General features: G+C 55.4%; 12 protein-coding genes and 1 pseudogene. 2 read left to right on the top strand and 11 right to left on the bottom strand.

The annotated features are described in order from the left end of the window. The first annotated feature begins 12 nt into the window (after positions 1-12). Positions 13-1,977: a 1-deoxy-D-xylulose-5-phosphate synthase gene (gene dxs / locus MRBBS_RS03745; protein WP_014870086.1), complete on the top strand. Its 1,965-nt coding sequence runs from the start codon at positions 13-15 to the stop codon at positions 1,975-1,977. An 81-nt stretch (positions 1,978-2,058) separates the two neighbouring features. Here dxs and ribA read toward each other — a convergent pair whose 3' ends face one another. From ribA to MRBBS_RS03715, 6 genes are all read right to left on the bottom strand, one after another. Continuing rightward, positions 2,059-2,673 (bottom strand): GTP cyclohydrolase II, encoded by a 615-nt coding sequence (gene ribA, locus MRBBS_RS03740; protein WP_041635060.1) that lies wholly within the window; start codon positions 2,671-2,673, stop codon positions 2,059-2,061. Positions 2,674-2,749: 76 nt separating this feature from the next. Next, entirely contained in the window at positions 2,750-3,250 is a 501-nt protein-coding gene (gene moaC / locus MRBBS_RS03735; RefSeq protein WP_014870084.1) for a cyclic pyranopterin monophosphate synthase MoaC, read from the bottom strand. 107 nt (positions 3,251-3,357) lie between these two features. Then, on the bottom strand, positions 3,358-4,371 hold the full coding sequence (locus tag MRBBS_RS03730) for a Nudix family hydrolase (protein WP_050996694.1): 1,014 nt from the start codon (positions 4,369-4,371) through the stop codon (positions 3,358-3,360). Between the two features lie 17 nt (positions 4,372-4,388). Beyond that, positions 4,389-5,606, bottom strand: a complete 1,218-nt coding sequence (gene argJ, locus MRBBS_RS03725) for a bifunctional glutamate N-acetyltransferase/amino-acid acetyltransferase ArgJ (protein WP_014870082.1) — start codon at positions 5,604-5,606, stop codon at positions 4,389-4,391. Positions 5,607-5,723: 117 nt separating this feature from the next. Continuing rightward, entirely contained in the window at positions 5,724-8,459 is a 2,736-nt protein-coding gene (gene secA / locus MRBBS_RS03720; protein WP_041635059.1) for a preprotein translocase subunit SecA, read from the bottom strand. A 137-nt stretch (positions 8,460-8,596) separates the two neighbouring features. Then, positions 8,597-9,529: a M23 family metallopeptidase gene (locus MRBBS_RS03715; protein ID WP_014870080.1), complete on the bottom strand. Its 933-nt coding sequence runs from the start codon at positions 9,527-9,529 to the stop codon at positions 8,597-8,599. 147 nt (positions 9,530-9,676) lie between these two features. Between MRBBS_RS03715 and MRBBS_RS03710 the strand changes: the two genes are divergently transcribed. Beyond that, positions 9,677-10,123: a DciA family protein gene (locus tag MRBBS_RS03710; RefSeq protein ID WP_014870079.1), complete on the top strand. Its 447-nt coding sequence runs from the start codon at positions 9,677-9,679 to the stop codon at positions 10,121-10,123. A 10-nt stretch (positions 10,124-10,133) separates the two neighbouring features. On the opposite strand, the gene lpxC is transcribed toward MRBBS_RS03710, so the two are convergent. The 5 genes and pseudogenes from lpxC to MRBBS_RS03685 form a co-directional block, all read right to left on the bottom strand. Next, a complete protein-coding gene (lpxC, locus tag MRBBS_RS03705; RefSeq protein WP_014870078.1) occupies positions 10,134-11,048 on the bottom strand; it encodes a UDP-3-O-acyl-N-acetylglucosamine deacetylase in 915 nt (304 codons plus the stop codon). Positions 11,049-11,424: 376 nt separating this feature from the next. After that, positions 11,425-12,411, bottom strand: a pseudogene (gene ftsZ / locus MRBBS_RS03700) (cell division protein FtsZ); the annotation flags it as partial. A gap of 97 nt (positions 12,412-12,508) precedes the next feature. Then, positions 12,509-13,744, bottom strand: coding sequence for a cell division protein FtsA (gene ftsA / locus MRBBS_RS03695; RefSeq protein WP_014870075.1), 1,236 nt, complete (start codon positions 13,742-13,744; stop codon positions 12,509-12,511). Positions 13,745-13,780: 36 nt separating this feature from the next. Then, the gene (locus MRBBS_RS03690; RefSeq protein ID WP_014870074.1) at positions 13,781-14,620 is read right to left on the bottom strand and encodes a cell division protein FtsQ/DivIB; all 840 of its coding nucleotides are present in this window, start codon (positions 14,618-14,620) and stop codon (positions 13,781-13,783) included. Beyond that, a complete protein-coding gene (locus tag MRBBS_RS03685) occupies positions 14,613-15,551 on the bottom strand; it encodes a D-alanine--D-alanine ligase (protein ID WP_187290793.1) in 939 nt (312 codons plus the stop codon). The genes MRBBS_RS03690 and MRBBS_RS03685 overlap by 8 nt, the downstream gene beginning before the upstream one ends. Between the last annotated feature and the right edge of the window lie 29 nt (positions 15,552-15,580).

The following is a 15,580-nucleotide window of genomic DNA, read 5'->3' as shown; positions in this document are numbered from 1 at the left end:
AGAACCGAGCAGATGCAGGACACAATGATTTTCAGGGAAATCCCCTTACAGCGACCAAACACCCCCATGCTGGACCGTATTGGCTCGCCGGCAGACATTCGCCAGTTACCTGCCGATCAGTTAACTCAGTTAGCACGAGAGCTGCGGTCGTTTCTATTGTGGTCAGTGGGCACGACAGGCGGCCACTTTGGCGCTGGCCTGGGCGTACTGGAGCTAACGGTTGCCCTGCACTATGTGTTCAACACGCCGGAAGACCGCCTGGTTTGGGACGTGGGCCATCAGGCCTACCCTCATAAAATTCTGACAGGACGCCGCGAACAGATGGGTAGCATTCGCCGCAAAAACGGCCTAGCGGGGTTCCCCAAACGCACTGAAAGCCCTTACGACACCTTTGGTGTGGGCCATTCCAGCACCTCTATCAGCGCCGCCCTGGGCATGGCCATTGCTTCCAATCAGCAAGGGCTGACGCGCAAATGCATCGCGGTGATTGGTGATGGCGCCATGACCGCAGGCATGGCATTTGAAGCACTGAATCACGCCGGCCATTTGAAGGCCGATATGTTGGTGATTCTGAACGACAATGACATGTCGATTTCCCGCAACGTAGGTGGCCTGTCCAATTATTTTGCCAAGCTGTTGTCCAGTCGCACTTATCACCAAATGCGCGACAGCAGCAAAAAAGTGCTTGAGATAGCCCCGGGCCTGCGCGAACTGGCAAAAAAAACCGAAGAACACTTCAAAGGCATGATTGCCCCTGGCACCCTGTTCGAAGAATTGGGTTTCAATTACATTGGCCCCATTGACGGCCACGACCTGCCATTACTGGTAGAAACCCTAGAGAACATCCGCGAGCTCAGCGGCCCGCAGTTTTTGCACATTGTCACCACCAAAGGCAAAGGTTTTGCTCCCGCAGAAGCCGACCCGATTGGCTACCACGCTATCAACAAGATAGAACCCCTGGCCGCCACCACTGAGTCCAGCGGCAATCCGACGCCGGTTAAAACTGGCCCGGCCGCGCCCAAATACGCCAACGTGTTTGGCCAATGGCTGTGTGATGCCGCAGCCGCGGATGAGCGGGTAATGGGCATAACCCCCGCCATGTGCGAGGGCTCTGATCTTTTGGCTTTTGCTGAGCGTTTTCCCGAGCGTTATTTTGACGTTGCCATTGCCGAGCAGCACGCTGTTACTTTGGCCGCTGGCATGGCCTGTGATGGCGCCAAACCGGTGGTGGCAATCTACTCCACCTTCTTACAGCGTGGTTACGATCAGCTTATCCACGATGTAGCCATTCAGAATCTGGACGTACTGTTTGCCATTGACCGCGCCGGCCTGGTAGGCGAAGACGGCCCAACTCATGCCGGAGCCTTCGACATCAGTTATCTGCGTTGCATCCCTAATATGGTGTTGATGACACCGTCTGACGAAAACGAAACCCGACAGTTACTGCACACCGGGCTGGTGCATGAAGGCCCGGCGGCGGTGCGCTATCCCCGCGGTAGCGGCAGCGGAGCCGAGATTGACCCGCTGCTGCACACACTGCCCATGGGTAAAGGCCGAGTTGTGCGCGAGCGCAAGAGCGCAAGCGGCCGTATCGCCATCCTGAATTTTGGCACCCTTTTGCCGCGAGCCCTGCAAGCCGCACAGGCGCTGGACGCCACAGTGGCCGATATGCGCTTTGTAAAACCGCTGGATGAAGACCTGATACGCCAGTTGGCAGAGCAGCACGATTTGCTGGTGACTCTGGAAGAAAATGCCATCGCCGGGGGCGCCGGCAGTGCGGTTTGCGAATGGTTGAATCAGGAAGAAATCACCATGCCGGTGCTGCAACTGGGGCTGCCTGACAAATTCGTCGACCACGGCAGCCGCGATCAGCTGTTAGAGGAATGTGGTCTGGATGCCGCCACGATCGAGCGCAGCATAACTGGCCGCGTGCAACGATTGGTTAGCCAGCCGGGCAAAGCCGCGCAGTCTTTCTGATAATGGCTTGGCTCTGACATGAGGTGGAGACTGAGCAGGCAAGACATGAAAGCCGCCTGCTGCGCTCAGAGGCTCAAAGGCTCAGAGCTGGGGGTCATCGTCTTGATGAATCGCCAGAAAATGGCCGAGTTTGCTCTGTTTAGTGTCCAGATAGTGCTCATTATGGGGATTTCTCCCGACTTGCAGCTCGACTCTTTCCACAACCTCAATGCCGTATGACGACAACGCCTTTACTTTACGCGGGTTGTTAGTCATCAACCGCAAGCGCTTTATACCCAAGTGTTCCAACATATCTTTGCACATGCTGTAGTCACGAAGATCCGCTGCAAAACCCAGACGTTCATTGGCTTCGACTGTGTCGGCACCCTGGTCCTGAAGGTTGTAGGCACGAATCTTGTTGAGCAAGCCAATGCCGCGGCCTTCTTGGCGCAAATACATCAAAATACCGCGACCTTCACGAGCGATGCTGCGCAAGGCTTCTTCCAATTGATAACCACAGTCACAGCGCATGCTGTAAAGAGCGTCACCGGTCAGGCACTCAGAGTGGGTACGGACTAACATGGGTTCGTCGCCAGCCAGATCACCCAGCGTCAACGCGACGTGCTCTTTGCCGGTGTCCGGCTCTTCAAAACCGTGCATTTCAAAAACCCCAAATGGGGTCGGCAGCCGGCAAGTCTCAATGTAACGAACAGCCACTGTAATTCCTCGTGGTTCGATCTTATGATCTTAGATGGAGCAGCCTGCCTGCGGCAGGTACATTGTTTCTAATGGATTAGGTGCTGGCCTGCCAGTGGCCACTACGGCCGCCTTTTTTTTCCACCAAGCGCAGGTTGCTCACAACCATGGCTTTGTCGACTGCTTTGCACATGTCGTAAACGGTCAACGCGGCGATACTGGCTGCCGTTAGCGCCTCCATTTCTACGCCGGTCTGACCAGACAGCTTGCACAAGGTGCGAATGTGGACCGACATGCCGTCTGCACCGGGTTCTAACTCTACCTTCACCGAGGTCAGGTTTAAGGCATGACACAGGGGGATCAGATCATGAGTGCGCTTGGCCGCCATAATGCCGGCAATACGAGCCACCGCCAAAACGTCACCCTTCGGGTGTTGGCCATCCACAATCATCGCCAGAGTTTTGGCCGACATACTGATCGTGGCCTCGGCGCGAGCTTCGCGCTCAGTTACCACTTTGGCGGTAACGTCGACCATGCGTGCTTCGCCTTTGTCATTCAGGTGCGTCAGTTTGCTCACAGCTTCTCCCGTTAGCATCATCGCCGGATAAACACCTTCGACGGTATTGGTTCAATACACATCTATGATGTAAAAAATATGTTACATCATAACAAATGTGGCGCTGCCCTGCGCTGTAAAACGCCGGCTTATGCCCACCAGAAGCCAATGCCAGCAATGCCTTGTGCGCCGCATTGGCGGGCCTGTGGCAGATCGGCTGGCGATAAGCCGCCAATGCCATACACAGGTAGTCGTGCCGCTGACACCAGTTGGCTGAACGCGTGCCAGCCCAGAGGCGCCTCATTGGGGTGACTAGACGTAGCCAACACATGCCCCAAAATCGCATAGTCGGCACCAATGGCCACAGCGTGGGCCAATTGCTCTGCGTTATGGCAGGAAATCCCTAACTTGTAGCATTCAGCCACAGGCCGCTGCTGGCATTGGCTGGCGTGGCGCCAGGGCAAATGCACGCCAGCAGCTTGGGGATGGAGGTCCATCAACTCGGGCACACCGTGCAACATAAGCTCGCTGCTATTACTCTGACACAGCGCCAGAGCACCCTGCGCCAAGCGATTGTAAGCTATCGCCTGTTCGGCCCAAGCTGGAGCCCGCAACACGATCAGCGGCGGCTGGCTAACCTGCAGCGCTGTTTGCAAACGTTTCAGGCCACATTCATCATCTGCTACGTCGCAGCCCGTTAACGCCAACTGCGAAGGCAGTTGAAGAGCGCGGATAATCGGGCGATTCGCTGCGGGGAAATCCGCGTCGCGTAAATCCCGCGGCAATAGCCACTGGATCGGCTGACCTTCGCGACCGTGAGCCTCGCCCGCTGCTATGTCGGTCGACCAAACATCCAAAAAAACACGCTTATCGCCATAATCGTGTCGAACACCAATTACGGGCTGCAAAGCGGATTCGATCAACTTTAATCCGGTTTCTTCGGCAATCTCACGCACCAACGCCTGCTGCACAGTTTCACCCGGCTCCACTTTACCGCCAGGAAACTCCAATAATCCGCCCTGATGGGTATGTTCCAGCCTGCGGGCAATCAGTACCCGCCCATCGCGAATGATCACACCGACGGCGACGTGTACTTCAGGTAATACGCCTGGCGCCTTCTCAGGTACCTTTCCAGGTGCTGTCGCAGACAGTCGCTTAGACATTTTCTTAATCACAGGCATCAGCTGCGGTAGTCGGCGTTGATGGTGACATAATCGTGGGAGAAGTCGCAGGTCCAGACGGTTTCATTCACGGCGCCTCGCTTGAGGTCGATGCGGATGGTAATTTCTTCCTGGTTCATCACCGCCTGCCCGCGTTCCTCCGAGTAGTCGTCTGCCCGACCGCCACTGCTTACCAGACACACATCTCCCAGATAAATCTCCAGGGCATTCAAGTCAAGACCTTCGACACCAGCGCGGCCAACGGCGGCTAGAATGCGACCCCAGTTGGGATCTGATGCAAACAGCGCAGTTTTAACCAGCGGCGAATGAGCGACCGTGTAGGCCACATCCAGAGCTTCTTTGACTGTCGCTGCGTGGTTCACCTCAATGGTCACAAACTTGGTTGCTCCTTCACCGTCGCGCACAATCGCGTGGGCCAGATCCATATACACTTGGCGCAGAGCGTCCTTCAGAGGCGCCAGTAGCGGACTGTCAGCGGTTATTTCCGGACCGCCGTAACAACCGCTGGCCATCAGCATGCAAGCATCATTGGTGGAGGTGTCACCGTCGATGGTAATGCGATTGAAGGACTGCTCACCCAGCTCAGATGCCAGGGATTGCAAAACATCCGGCGCAATACGGGCGTCGGTAGCAATGAACCCCAGCATGGTGGCCATGTTGGGGCGAATCATGCCCGCACCCTTGCTGATGCCGGAAATACACACTGTATGACCGCCCAAATCCACTTGCACCGATGCCCCTTTGGGACGAGTGTCGGTGGTCATAATGCCGTTGGCCGCTTCTGCCCAGCGATCTACGCGAGTATCCGCCAGTGCATTGGGCAGCGCTGCAACAATTTTGGCGACTGGCAGGGGCTCACCGATCACACCGGTAGAAAATGGCAACACCTGTTGCTCGCCAACGCCGGCAGCAGCGGCAAGAGCCTCGCAGCAGGCTGCTGCGTCGGCCAGACCGCGTTCGCCAGTGCCCGCGTTGGCGTTACCGGTATTAATGAGCAGATAGCGCGGCACACCGGCAGCAAGATGCTTGCGGCTAAGCGTAACCGGTGCCGCACAGAACTGGTTGCGGGTGAAAATTCCGGCTACCTGCGTGCCCTCAGCCAAGAAAAATAATACGATATCTTTGCGGCCAGGCTTTTTGATACCGGCACTGGCAATGCCCAGCTCTACGCCTGTGATGGGAAAAAACTCGGGTAAGGTTCCTGGACCTACAGCCATGGTAATTCTCCTGACAAATAATGAATAAAGACTGCCCGCAGGCATTCAAAACGCAAAAACCCGCAGCCTGAATGAACCAGACTGCGGGTTGAAAATAGCTTTCAATGACAGTGCTGTTTAACTAATTTTGCCACAGCACTGCTTGAACTTCTTACCAGACCCGCAAGGACAAGGCTCATTACGGCCCACTTTTGGCTCGTTACGTACAAAGGTTTCCGGCATGGCCTGGCGTGAACTATCGTCGCCACCGGCGCCGGCCTGAGATGTCGCGCTGGTTTCGTCGTGGCGCAGACGAGCGCGTGCCAGTTCATTCGCTAATGCCTGTTTACGCTGGAGCTCAATTTCTTCCAGTTCTTCCTGGCTTTGCACTTTAACGTGGCACAGCACCCGAATAACATCGCCCTTCATGGCTTCCAGCATACTTTCGAACAGATTGAAGGCTTCGCGCTTGAACTCCTGCTTCGGGTTTTTCTGGGCGTAACCACGCAGATGAATACCGCGGCGCAGGTGGTCCATATTCGACAGATGCTCTTTCCACAAGGTATCCAATACCTGCAAAAACACCTGTTTTTCAAACTTACGCATGGGTTCCGCGCCGACCACTGCCTCTTTGGCGTCGTAAGCAATCACAATCAGCTCCAGAATTTTCTGGCGTAAATTGTCTTCATAGAGTTTGCTGTCTTCATCCAGCCACTTCTGAACCGGAAGATCAACGCCCATTTCCGTCTGCAGCTGGGTCTCCAAACCGGCAACATTCCATTGCTCCGGCATGCTCTGCGGTGGAATGTGAGCACTCACCAGGGTGTCTACTACGTCAGCGCGAATGGTTTTCACTATCTCCGACACATCGTCCGAGCCCATTACCTCGTTACGCTGGTCGTAAATGACCGAACGCTGGTCGTTGGCAACGTCGTCGTATTCCAGCAACGTTTTGCGCATGTCAAAGTTCCGGCCTTCGACCTTGCGTTGGGATTTTTCAATGGCGTTGGTGACCATGCGGTGCTCAATCGCCTCGCCGTTTTTCATGCCCATGGCCTGCATCAGACTCTTGACCTTATCCGGAGCAAATATCCGCATAAGGTTGTCTTCTAGCGACAAGAAGAAACGAGATGAACCCGGGTCGCCCTGACGGCCGGCACGACCCCGCAATTGGTTGTCAATGCGGCGGCTTTCATGACGCTCGGTGCCAATAATGTGCAAGCCGCCAGCTTCCAGCACGCTGTTGTGGCGCTCAGTCCACGCATCTCTCAGCACCGCGCTCTGTTCGTCAGTCGGGCTATCGTGTCCTGCCAACTCATATTCCCAGTTACCACCGAGCACGATATCGGTACCCCGCCCAGCCATGTTGGTGGCAATGGTAACGGCCCCAGGGCGGCCCGCCTGGGCAATAATCTGGGCTTCAGATTCGTGCTGTTTGGCGTTCAGAATTTTGTGATCAATCTGGGTTTTCTTCAGCAGGTTCGCCAGGCGCTCGGACGCCTCGATGGACGCAGTGCCCACCAGGATGGGTCGACCCTCGGCCGTAACGTCTTTAATTTCGTCGATAATGGCGTGGAATTTTTCTTCTTCCGTCAGATACACCAAATCGTTGTAATCGGTTCGCATGATCGGTTTGTTGGGCGGAATGACCACCACATCCAGGCCGTAAATCTGGCGAAATTCAAACGCTTCGGTGTCTGCGGTACCCGTCATGCCTGACAGCTTTTCATACAGCCGAAAGTAGTTCTGAAAAGTAGTGGACGCCAGAGTCTGGCTTTCCGCATGAATTTTCACGCCTTCTTTGGCTTCAATCGCCTGATGCAGACCTTCACTCCAGCGCCGGCCCGGCATGGTTCGACCGGTATGCTCGTCAACGATGATAACCTGCTCACCTTGCACGATGTAATCCACGTTTTTCTGGAACAGGTTATGGGCCCGCAATCCGGAGTGCACGTGATGCAGAAGGCTGAGGTTGACGGCGGAATACAGGTTTTCACCCGCTTTAAGCAGTTCCCGCTCTAGCAGCAACTGCTCCACTTTTTCGTGGCCGCGCTCGGTCAGTTCTACTTGACGGGTTTTTTCGTCAATAGTGAAATCGCCGGTAGGATCGCCTTCCTCTGGCACTTCGCCTTTGTCCAGACTCGGAATCAGAATGTTAATCGCCTGATACATCTTCGAGCTGTCTTCGGCGGCGCCCGAGATAATCAGCGGTGTACGGGCTTCGTCGATCAGAATGGAGTCGACTTCGTCAACAATAGCGAAATGAAGACCACGCTGAACTTTGTCTGCGGTACTGAACGCCATGTTGTCGCGCAGGTAGTCAAAACCGAATTCGTTGTTGGTGCCGTAGGTGATATCAGCCTGATAAGCGGCGCGCTTTTCTTCGCTCGGCTGGCCGGCGTTTACAACGCCCACTTGCAGACCCACAAAGTTATACAGCTTGCCCATCCAGTCCGCATCGCGGCGGGCCAGATAATCGTTCACAGTAATCACGTGAACGCCTTTACCAGACAAAGCGTTCAAATAAGCCGACGCGGTGGACATCAGGGTTTTACCCTCACCGGTCTTCATTTCAGCTATGCGGCCTTCATGCAGGGTTACAGCACCTACAAACTGCACGTCGTAGTGGCGCATGCCCATCACTCTGCCACTGGCTTCGCGCACGCAGGCAAACGCCTCGGGCATTAGCTCGTCTAGACTTTCGCCTTTTTGCAGGCGCTCACGGAACTCTGTGGTTTTCCCCTGCAACTCGCTGTCGGTCAGGCTGCCAAATTGCTCTTCAAGTTCATTAATACGCACGGCAATCTTGCGCATTCGCTTGACTTCCCTGGCGTTCTTACTACCGAATACTTTCGTTGCAAGCTTTGTGAACATAGACCAATGCTTCTTTGATTAAACTAAGGAAGCCGGCATTCTACCTTTATTTAGCGGCGGGGCAAAAGCCACAGCCGGTGACAACAACGCCAGCCGACAATTCGGCGCTGCCTATCACATGTGCGTTACAGGATTTTCTAATGGCTGGCCCGCGCCATGTACTTCACCGGATCTGTCGTGCGGCCATGTTTTAGTACTTCAAAATGCACGTGGGGCCCGGTAGACCTGCCGGTACTGCCCATCAGCGCCACCACCTGGGCTTTCTGGACCAAGTCACCGATTTTTACACTCACGGCTTTGGCATGGGCATAGCGGGTAACCAGACCATCGCCATGGGCGATTTCCACCAGGTTGCCATAGCCATGACGCTTGCCAGCCCAAGTAACAACGCCCGCGGCCACCGCAACAATGTCACTGCCATCTTTGCCTGCCAAATCGACGCCGCCATGCCAAGTGCGTTTGCCGCTGAACGGATCCGTGCGATAGCCATATTCGGATGACAGCCAACCCCAGATAATGGGACGGCCCTCAACAAAACGTTCATCATCCAGTTTTTGCCGCCAGGCCAGCTTGTCCAGCAAACGCAACTGCTGCTCGCGATTGTCTAAGCGGCGCTCCAAGCGCTCAATCATCTCGCTTAGGCCCGGCACGCTGTAAGACTCTGGCGGCAATAGCACTTTGGGGCCGCCCACTGGCGCCGGAGCGCTAAAATCAAACTCTTCGTTGTTCACCAGTCCACTTTCGACAAATCGTTGCCCCAAAGCGTCCAGCCGCAACAAGCGGCCCTGCATCGCGCCCAGACGCAACGTCATGACATCGACCTGATGCTGCACGTCTGTTTCAACCTGGTCCAATGCAGCCTTCTGCTCCTGCAAGCGTGCCTGCCAGCGTACAACTAACTCGGCGCTGGCTGGCGTTTCAGCTCCAATTTTCGCCACTGCCAGCGTGTAGCCAGCCCAGCTAGCAATGGCTGTTAGCACCAGAGCAAAAAACAGCAAGGCGAGTAAAAGACGGCGATTCAGTATGATGACTGGAGGCGGGAGCGAATCCGAAACAGTGTTTGTCGTCATAATGTGTGATTACTGCAGTGGATCGCAAACGGATGTTTAAAGCACCCGCCAGCGGTTACACTGGTTATGAATAGTCGGGGTACTCACCTTAAAAAGAAAAAGAAGTGTACCCAATGGTTTACAGCTCAGTCGAGTACTCAGGCCGCAATGACGCCAAAAAATGAACAGAAAATGACTTTCGACCCATTCTCCGGGCCGGCTGGCTTGCGCAAACTGGTAGCGCGGGCCGAGCAACACCGGCTTGCTGAGCAGACGCTGCTGGCTGAGTTGCCGCCGTCGTTGCAGTCAGGTACGCGTTTCGTGAGCTGTCATGAGGGCGAACTTGTTCTGGCAGCAGACAGCGGGCCCAAAGCCAGCCAGATTCGCTTTCGCCAGCATGACATTATGGCTGCTGCGCGCAATCTGGAGTTATTTCGCTTTGTCTGGAAGCTGAAAGTAAAGGTTGTACCGCCGCGTTTTCAGGACAAGGCGATGGCCAAAAAGCTGCCATTGAGTAAAGAAAACGCCCAGCTCCTCAAAGAAGAAGCCGGAAACACAAAGGACAAAGCGTTGCGCGAGATTCTGGAAAAGCTCGCCAGTCACGTTCGCGACTGACGATGGCGCCTCAGGCGCTGGCTAATACAGGTTTGACGTAAGAAATCGGAGCATTGGCTTCGTCATCAAAGGTGACGACTTCCCACGCGTCTTGCTCTGAAATAAGAAGGCGCAGCAAGCGATTGTTCAGGTCGTGGCCGGATTTCACGCCGCGAAACTCACCAATCAGGCTGTTGCCCAACAGATACAGGTCACCAATCGCGTCCAGAACCTTGTGCTTGACGAACTCGTCGTCATAACGCAAACCGTCTTCGTTAAGAATTTTGTAATCATCAACAACGATGGCATTATCAACGCTGCCACCAAGAGCCAGGTTCATGGAGCGAAGTTTTTCAATATCGCGCATGAAGCCGAAGGTGCGGGCCCGACTGACTTCTTTCACAAACGAAGTGCTGGAGAAATCAACCGTGGCGTTCTGGGCGCGGCCCTTGAAAGCAGGGTGATCAAAGTCGATGCCAAAGCTGACCTTGAAGCCTTTGAATGGCAAAAAGGTGGCGCTTTTATCACCGTCTGTGATCGATACTTCACGTTTGATGCGGATAAATTTCTTGGCTGCGTCTTGCTCGGCAATACCGGCAGACTGCAGCAAAAACACGAAAGGCCCTGCCGAGCCATCCATGATCGGCACTTCAGAAGCGCTCAATTCCACAAAGCAGTTATCAATACCCAGGCCAGCCATAGCAGACAATAAGTGCTCTACCGTTGACACCCGTACGCCGTCTTTCATCAATGTGGTGGACAGCATGGTCTCGCCGACATTTTCTGCACGGGCCCGAATTTCGACCACAGGGTCCAGGTCGGTACGGCAAAAAATAATGCCAGCGTCGATGGGTGCGGGCTTCAGGGTTAGATACACCTTTTCACCTGAATGCAGGCCAATGCCGGTCGCGCGAATGGTGTTTTTAAGAGTCCGTTGTTTGATCATCGGTCCATAGTTCCGTCGAAAAGGCGATACGCTAAGCAAAAAACTGCTCGCACAATATCAGAAAATACAACCGGCCACCATGAAAACGCCCTTTTCTGCTCAAAAAACAGCCAAAACGGACCATGAGTGACCAGTGCACACTTTCCCGACTGAACGTTTCAAACACTCGCCCCAGCCGGCTCCGGTTCATATTTGTGCCAGTCTATCAATCCGCCTGACGGCGAAGGAATGCGGGAATATCGAGATAGTCCACATTCTGCTCTTCGCTTTCGCGACCTTGATCCAGCGCCGTGTTGCCGGAAGCCACTGCGCGACGGCGCAGAATGGCCGGCCGGTCCAGTTGTTTGTAGTCGGTTTTGCCATCCAGAGTGCGACTATTATCGACCACTTTGGTCGGTTTTTCGCGACTGCCGCCCAGGCCGGTGGCCACTACGGTCACTTTAAGTTCGTCAGTCAGGTCCTGATCAATCACCGTGCCCACAACCACTGTGGCCGTATCTGAGGCAAATTCGCGAATGATGTCGCCTACCTCAGCAAACTCGCCCAAATTCAGGTTAATGCCCGCGGTAATGTTAACCAGAATGCCCTTGGCACCGTGCAGGTTAACGTCTTCCAACAGCGGGCTGCGAATAGCGGCTTCGGCGGCTTCACGGGCACGATTTTCACCGGTTGCTCGGGCCGTACCCATCATCGCCATGCCCATTTCAGACATCACCGTTTTCACGTCTGCGAAGTCGACGTTGATCATGCCATTGCGAGTAATCAGATCGGCAATACCCTGAACCGCACCCAGCAGTACGTCATTAGCAGACGCAAAGGCATCCAGCAGGCTGGTGTTCTTGCCCATCACCGACAGCAGCTTCTCGTTAGGGATGGTGATCAACGAATCTACGCACTCTTCCAGCTCACGCAGCCCGGCTTCCGCCACGCTCATGCGCTTGCCGCCTTCAAACAGAAATGGTTTGGTGACTACGGCGACGGTCAGAATGCCCAACTCGCGAGCCACTTGAGCCACTACCGGTGCCGCACCGGTACCGGTACCGCCACCCATGCCAGCGGTAATGAACACCATATCCGCTCCGCTGAGCGCCTCAGCAATACGGTCGCGATCTTCCAACGCCGACTGACGTCCTATTTCCGGATTAGCACCAGCACCCAAGCCTTTGGTGATAGCGCCCCCAAGCTGGATGATTTGACGTGCGTCCAGGTCTTTCAAGGCCTGGGCATCCGTGTTGGCACAGATAAAATCAACACCTTCAATATCGCTGTTAAGCATATGACGCACGGCGTTACCGCCACCGCCACCCACACCAACCACTTTTATAACTGCGTTTTGCTGCACACTATCGACAAGTTCAAACATATCCCCACTCCTTCGTGCTTTAGTCAGCCTGTTTTTCGGCTGTTCTTTTAAAAGATTTGATGGTTCAAAACGGTTGCTGTTGTTCTTATCTGGCGGCTCAGAAATGGCCGGTAAACCAGGCTTTCATTCGCTCAAACAGCGTGGGAGCACGCTCCCCCTTGAGCACCGGTGTCCGTCCAAGATCCATTTGGCGGAAACCGTGTATCAACAATCCAACACCCGTGGCGTAAATCGGATTGTTAACCACTTCCGTCATGCCCGACACGGCCTGCGGACAGGCCAGCCTGACCGGCATGTGGAAAATCTCTTCTGCTAGCTCAATCACGCCCTCCATGGTAGACGCGCCTCCCGTAATCACGATGCCCGCCGGGATCATGTCTTCAAATCCCGAACGTCGCAGCTCCGACTGCACCAGCATGAACAGTTCTTCGTAGCGCGGTTCAACCACTTCGGCTAAAGCCTGACGCGACAAATCTCGCGGAGCGCGATCGCCGACGCTGGGCACTTTGATGGTTTCATCCGCGCCCGCCAGCTGGGTCAGCGCGCAAGCGTATTTGATTTTGATTTCTTCGGCGTTCTGTGTCGGCGTACGCAACGCCATGGCGATGTCGTTGGTGACCTGATCACCGGCGATCGGAATTACAGCGGTGTGGCGAATAGCGCCGCCGGTAAACACGGCGATGTCGGTGGTACCGCCGCCCATGTCCACCACACACACGCCCAACTCTTTTTCATCTTCAGTGAGAATGGCGTGGCTGGAAGCCAGCTGTTCAAGAATGATGTCGTCGACTTCAAGGCCGCAGCGGCGAATGCATTTTTCAATATTCTGGGCGGCGTTCACCGCGCAGGTCACCAAGTGCACCTTGGCTTCCAGGCGCACGCCAGACATGCCCAGCGGCTCTTTAATGCCTTCCTGGTTATCAATCACGAATTCCTGCGGCAATATGTGCAGAATTTTCTGGTCTGCCGGAATGGCCACTGCCTGAGCTGCGTCAATGACCCGGTCGATATCCGCTTGGGTCACCTCGCGATCACGAATGGCCACAATGCCATGGGAGTTCAGGCTTTTAATGTGACTACCGGCAATGCCTGCGTACACCGAGTGAATGCGGCAGCCAGCCATCAGCTCGGCTTCTTCCACCGCGCGCTGGATAGCCTGAACCGTGACTTCAATATTGACCACGACACCGCGCTTCAGACCTTTTGAGGGGTTAGAGCCAACGCCCACTACCTCAATAGAGCCGTCCATTTTGCGCTTGCCAACAATGGCCACCACTTTTGAGGTGCCAATGTCCAGGCCGACAATCATGTTTTCCGTTTCAACCGATGACATGTGTTTCACCAAACCCCAGGTCTGAATAAACCGTTGTTATATTTTCGGAGTTGAGGCGGCCGTAACCGCCTTCCACTGCACCGCAACACCATTGGTGTAGCGCGCATCCACCCTATTGACTTCATCTGACCGGGATGCCAACCGGGCCTGATACACGGTCATAAACCGTTCAAAACGCTGCTCGACCTGATCACGGCCAAGCACAACATCTATCCCGTTACTCAGGCGCAAGGTCCACGCCCCGCGCTGCTCCAGGTTCAAGCCACTGAAGCCAAGTCCATGGCCAACCAGCTGATCACTCAACGCGCGCGCCATAGCGATCACATCTCGTACCCGCTCATCAGGACCCGACAACAACGGCAAAGCGCCGGCCACTTGCGGGTTTGGTGGGCTAAACAACTCGCCCGTGCGGCTAACCAGGCGGCCGTCACTCCAGTAGGCCAGCGGCTTTTTCTCGCGGATGTTGACCGTTAGACGGTCTGGCCATTCGCGCCTCACGGCCGCCGATTCAACCCACGGGCGCTGCTCTAAGCTGGCCTTGATCTCTTCCAGGTCAGTTGCGAAATAGCTGCCTCCAACCCAGGCCCCAAGGTGGCGTTCAAGGCCCACCTGGCTTTCACCAACCAGCGTGCCACTCACGTCAATAGCCAAAATCTGCTGATCCATGGCAGCCAGCACTTTGCTGACACCCCAGGGCACCAGTGCTGCCGTCAGGATCACCACCACACCCAAACCAAACTGCAACCAAGGCACGGCGCCAAATGCCGCTTTTAACACTGCGAACCGATCATGCTCCGGGCCAAGGGTTGTTGCCCCGCGGCGCTGCGGCGGTTCAGACGGCAGTGTCCGAGTTCGGATCAGCAGGTTATCAAGCATGGCCTGGCTCTCCCCCATTTTGCTCCAGAGTGTCAGCCAGAATCCGCACCACCAGTTCTTCAAAACTGATGCCCGCTGCCCGTGCCGACATCGGCACCAGGCTGTGGTCAGTCATTCCCGGAACGGTATTCACCTCCAGCAACCAGAACTTACCGTCAGCATCCTGCATGATGTCGACCCGGCCCCAGGTGCGGCAGCCCACAACCCGAAAGGCTTCAAGCGCCAACTGTTGAAGGCGCAGTTCCTCGTCTGCTGACAGCCCACAAGGAATGCAGTAGCGGGTGTCGTCGGCCAGATACTTGGCGTCGTAATCGTAAAACACGTGATCGGTGCTCAGGCCGATAGCCGGTAACGCGCGGTCTTGCAACAAACTGACGGTAAATTCCGGGCCTTCAATCCACTCTTCCACCAGCACCGAGGTGTCCAGCGCCGCGGCCGCCTGCCAGGCCTGCACCAACTCGTCTGCACTGGTGACTTTAAAAATGCCAATACTGGATCCTTCGCGCGACGGTTTCACGCTCAGCGGCATGCGCAACTCAGCGGCGATACTGATGGCGTCTTCCGCAGACGTCATGGTGCGGAACTTGGGCGTGGCCAAACCGCAACCCGCAAACACATATTTTGAACGCAGCTTGTCCATGGCCAGGGCTGAAGCCATCACGTCACTGCCAGTGAAGGGAATATCGGCTTGGGACAGAATCGCTTGCAGCGTACCGTCTTCACCACCGCGACCGTGCAACGCAATAAATACTCGGTCGAACTCTGGCTGTTCCACGGTTTTCAACAGACAACCCTGCACGTCTACGCCAAAGGCATTTACACCCGCTGACAGCAGCGCCGAAAGCACTGCCTGTCCACTTTTCAGCGACACATCACGCTCGGCGGAATCACCGCCCATAAACACGGCCACCCGGCCAAAGGCCTTCAGCATGGCAGGCTCGGCCAGAAACGGCTGTGTTT

Source organism: Marinobacter sp. BSs20148, assembly GCF_000283275.1.
In the GTDB taxonomy this organism is placed as follows: domain Bacteria; phylum Pseudomonadota; class Gammaproteobacteria; order Pseudomonadales; family Oleiphilaceae; genus Marinobacter; species Marinobacter psychrophilus.
Note: the sequence above shows the minus strand (reverse complement) of the source record. Positions and strands in the feature narration are given on the sequence as shown.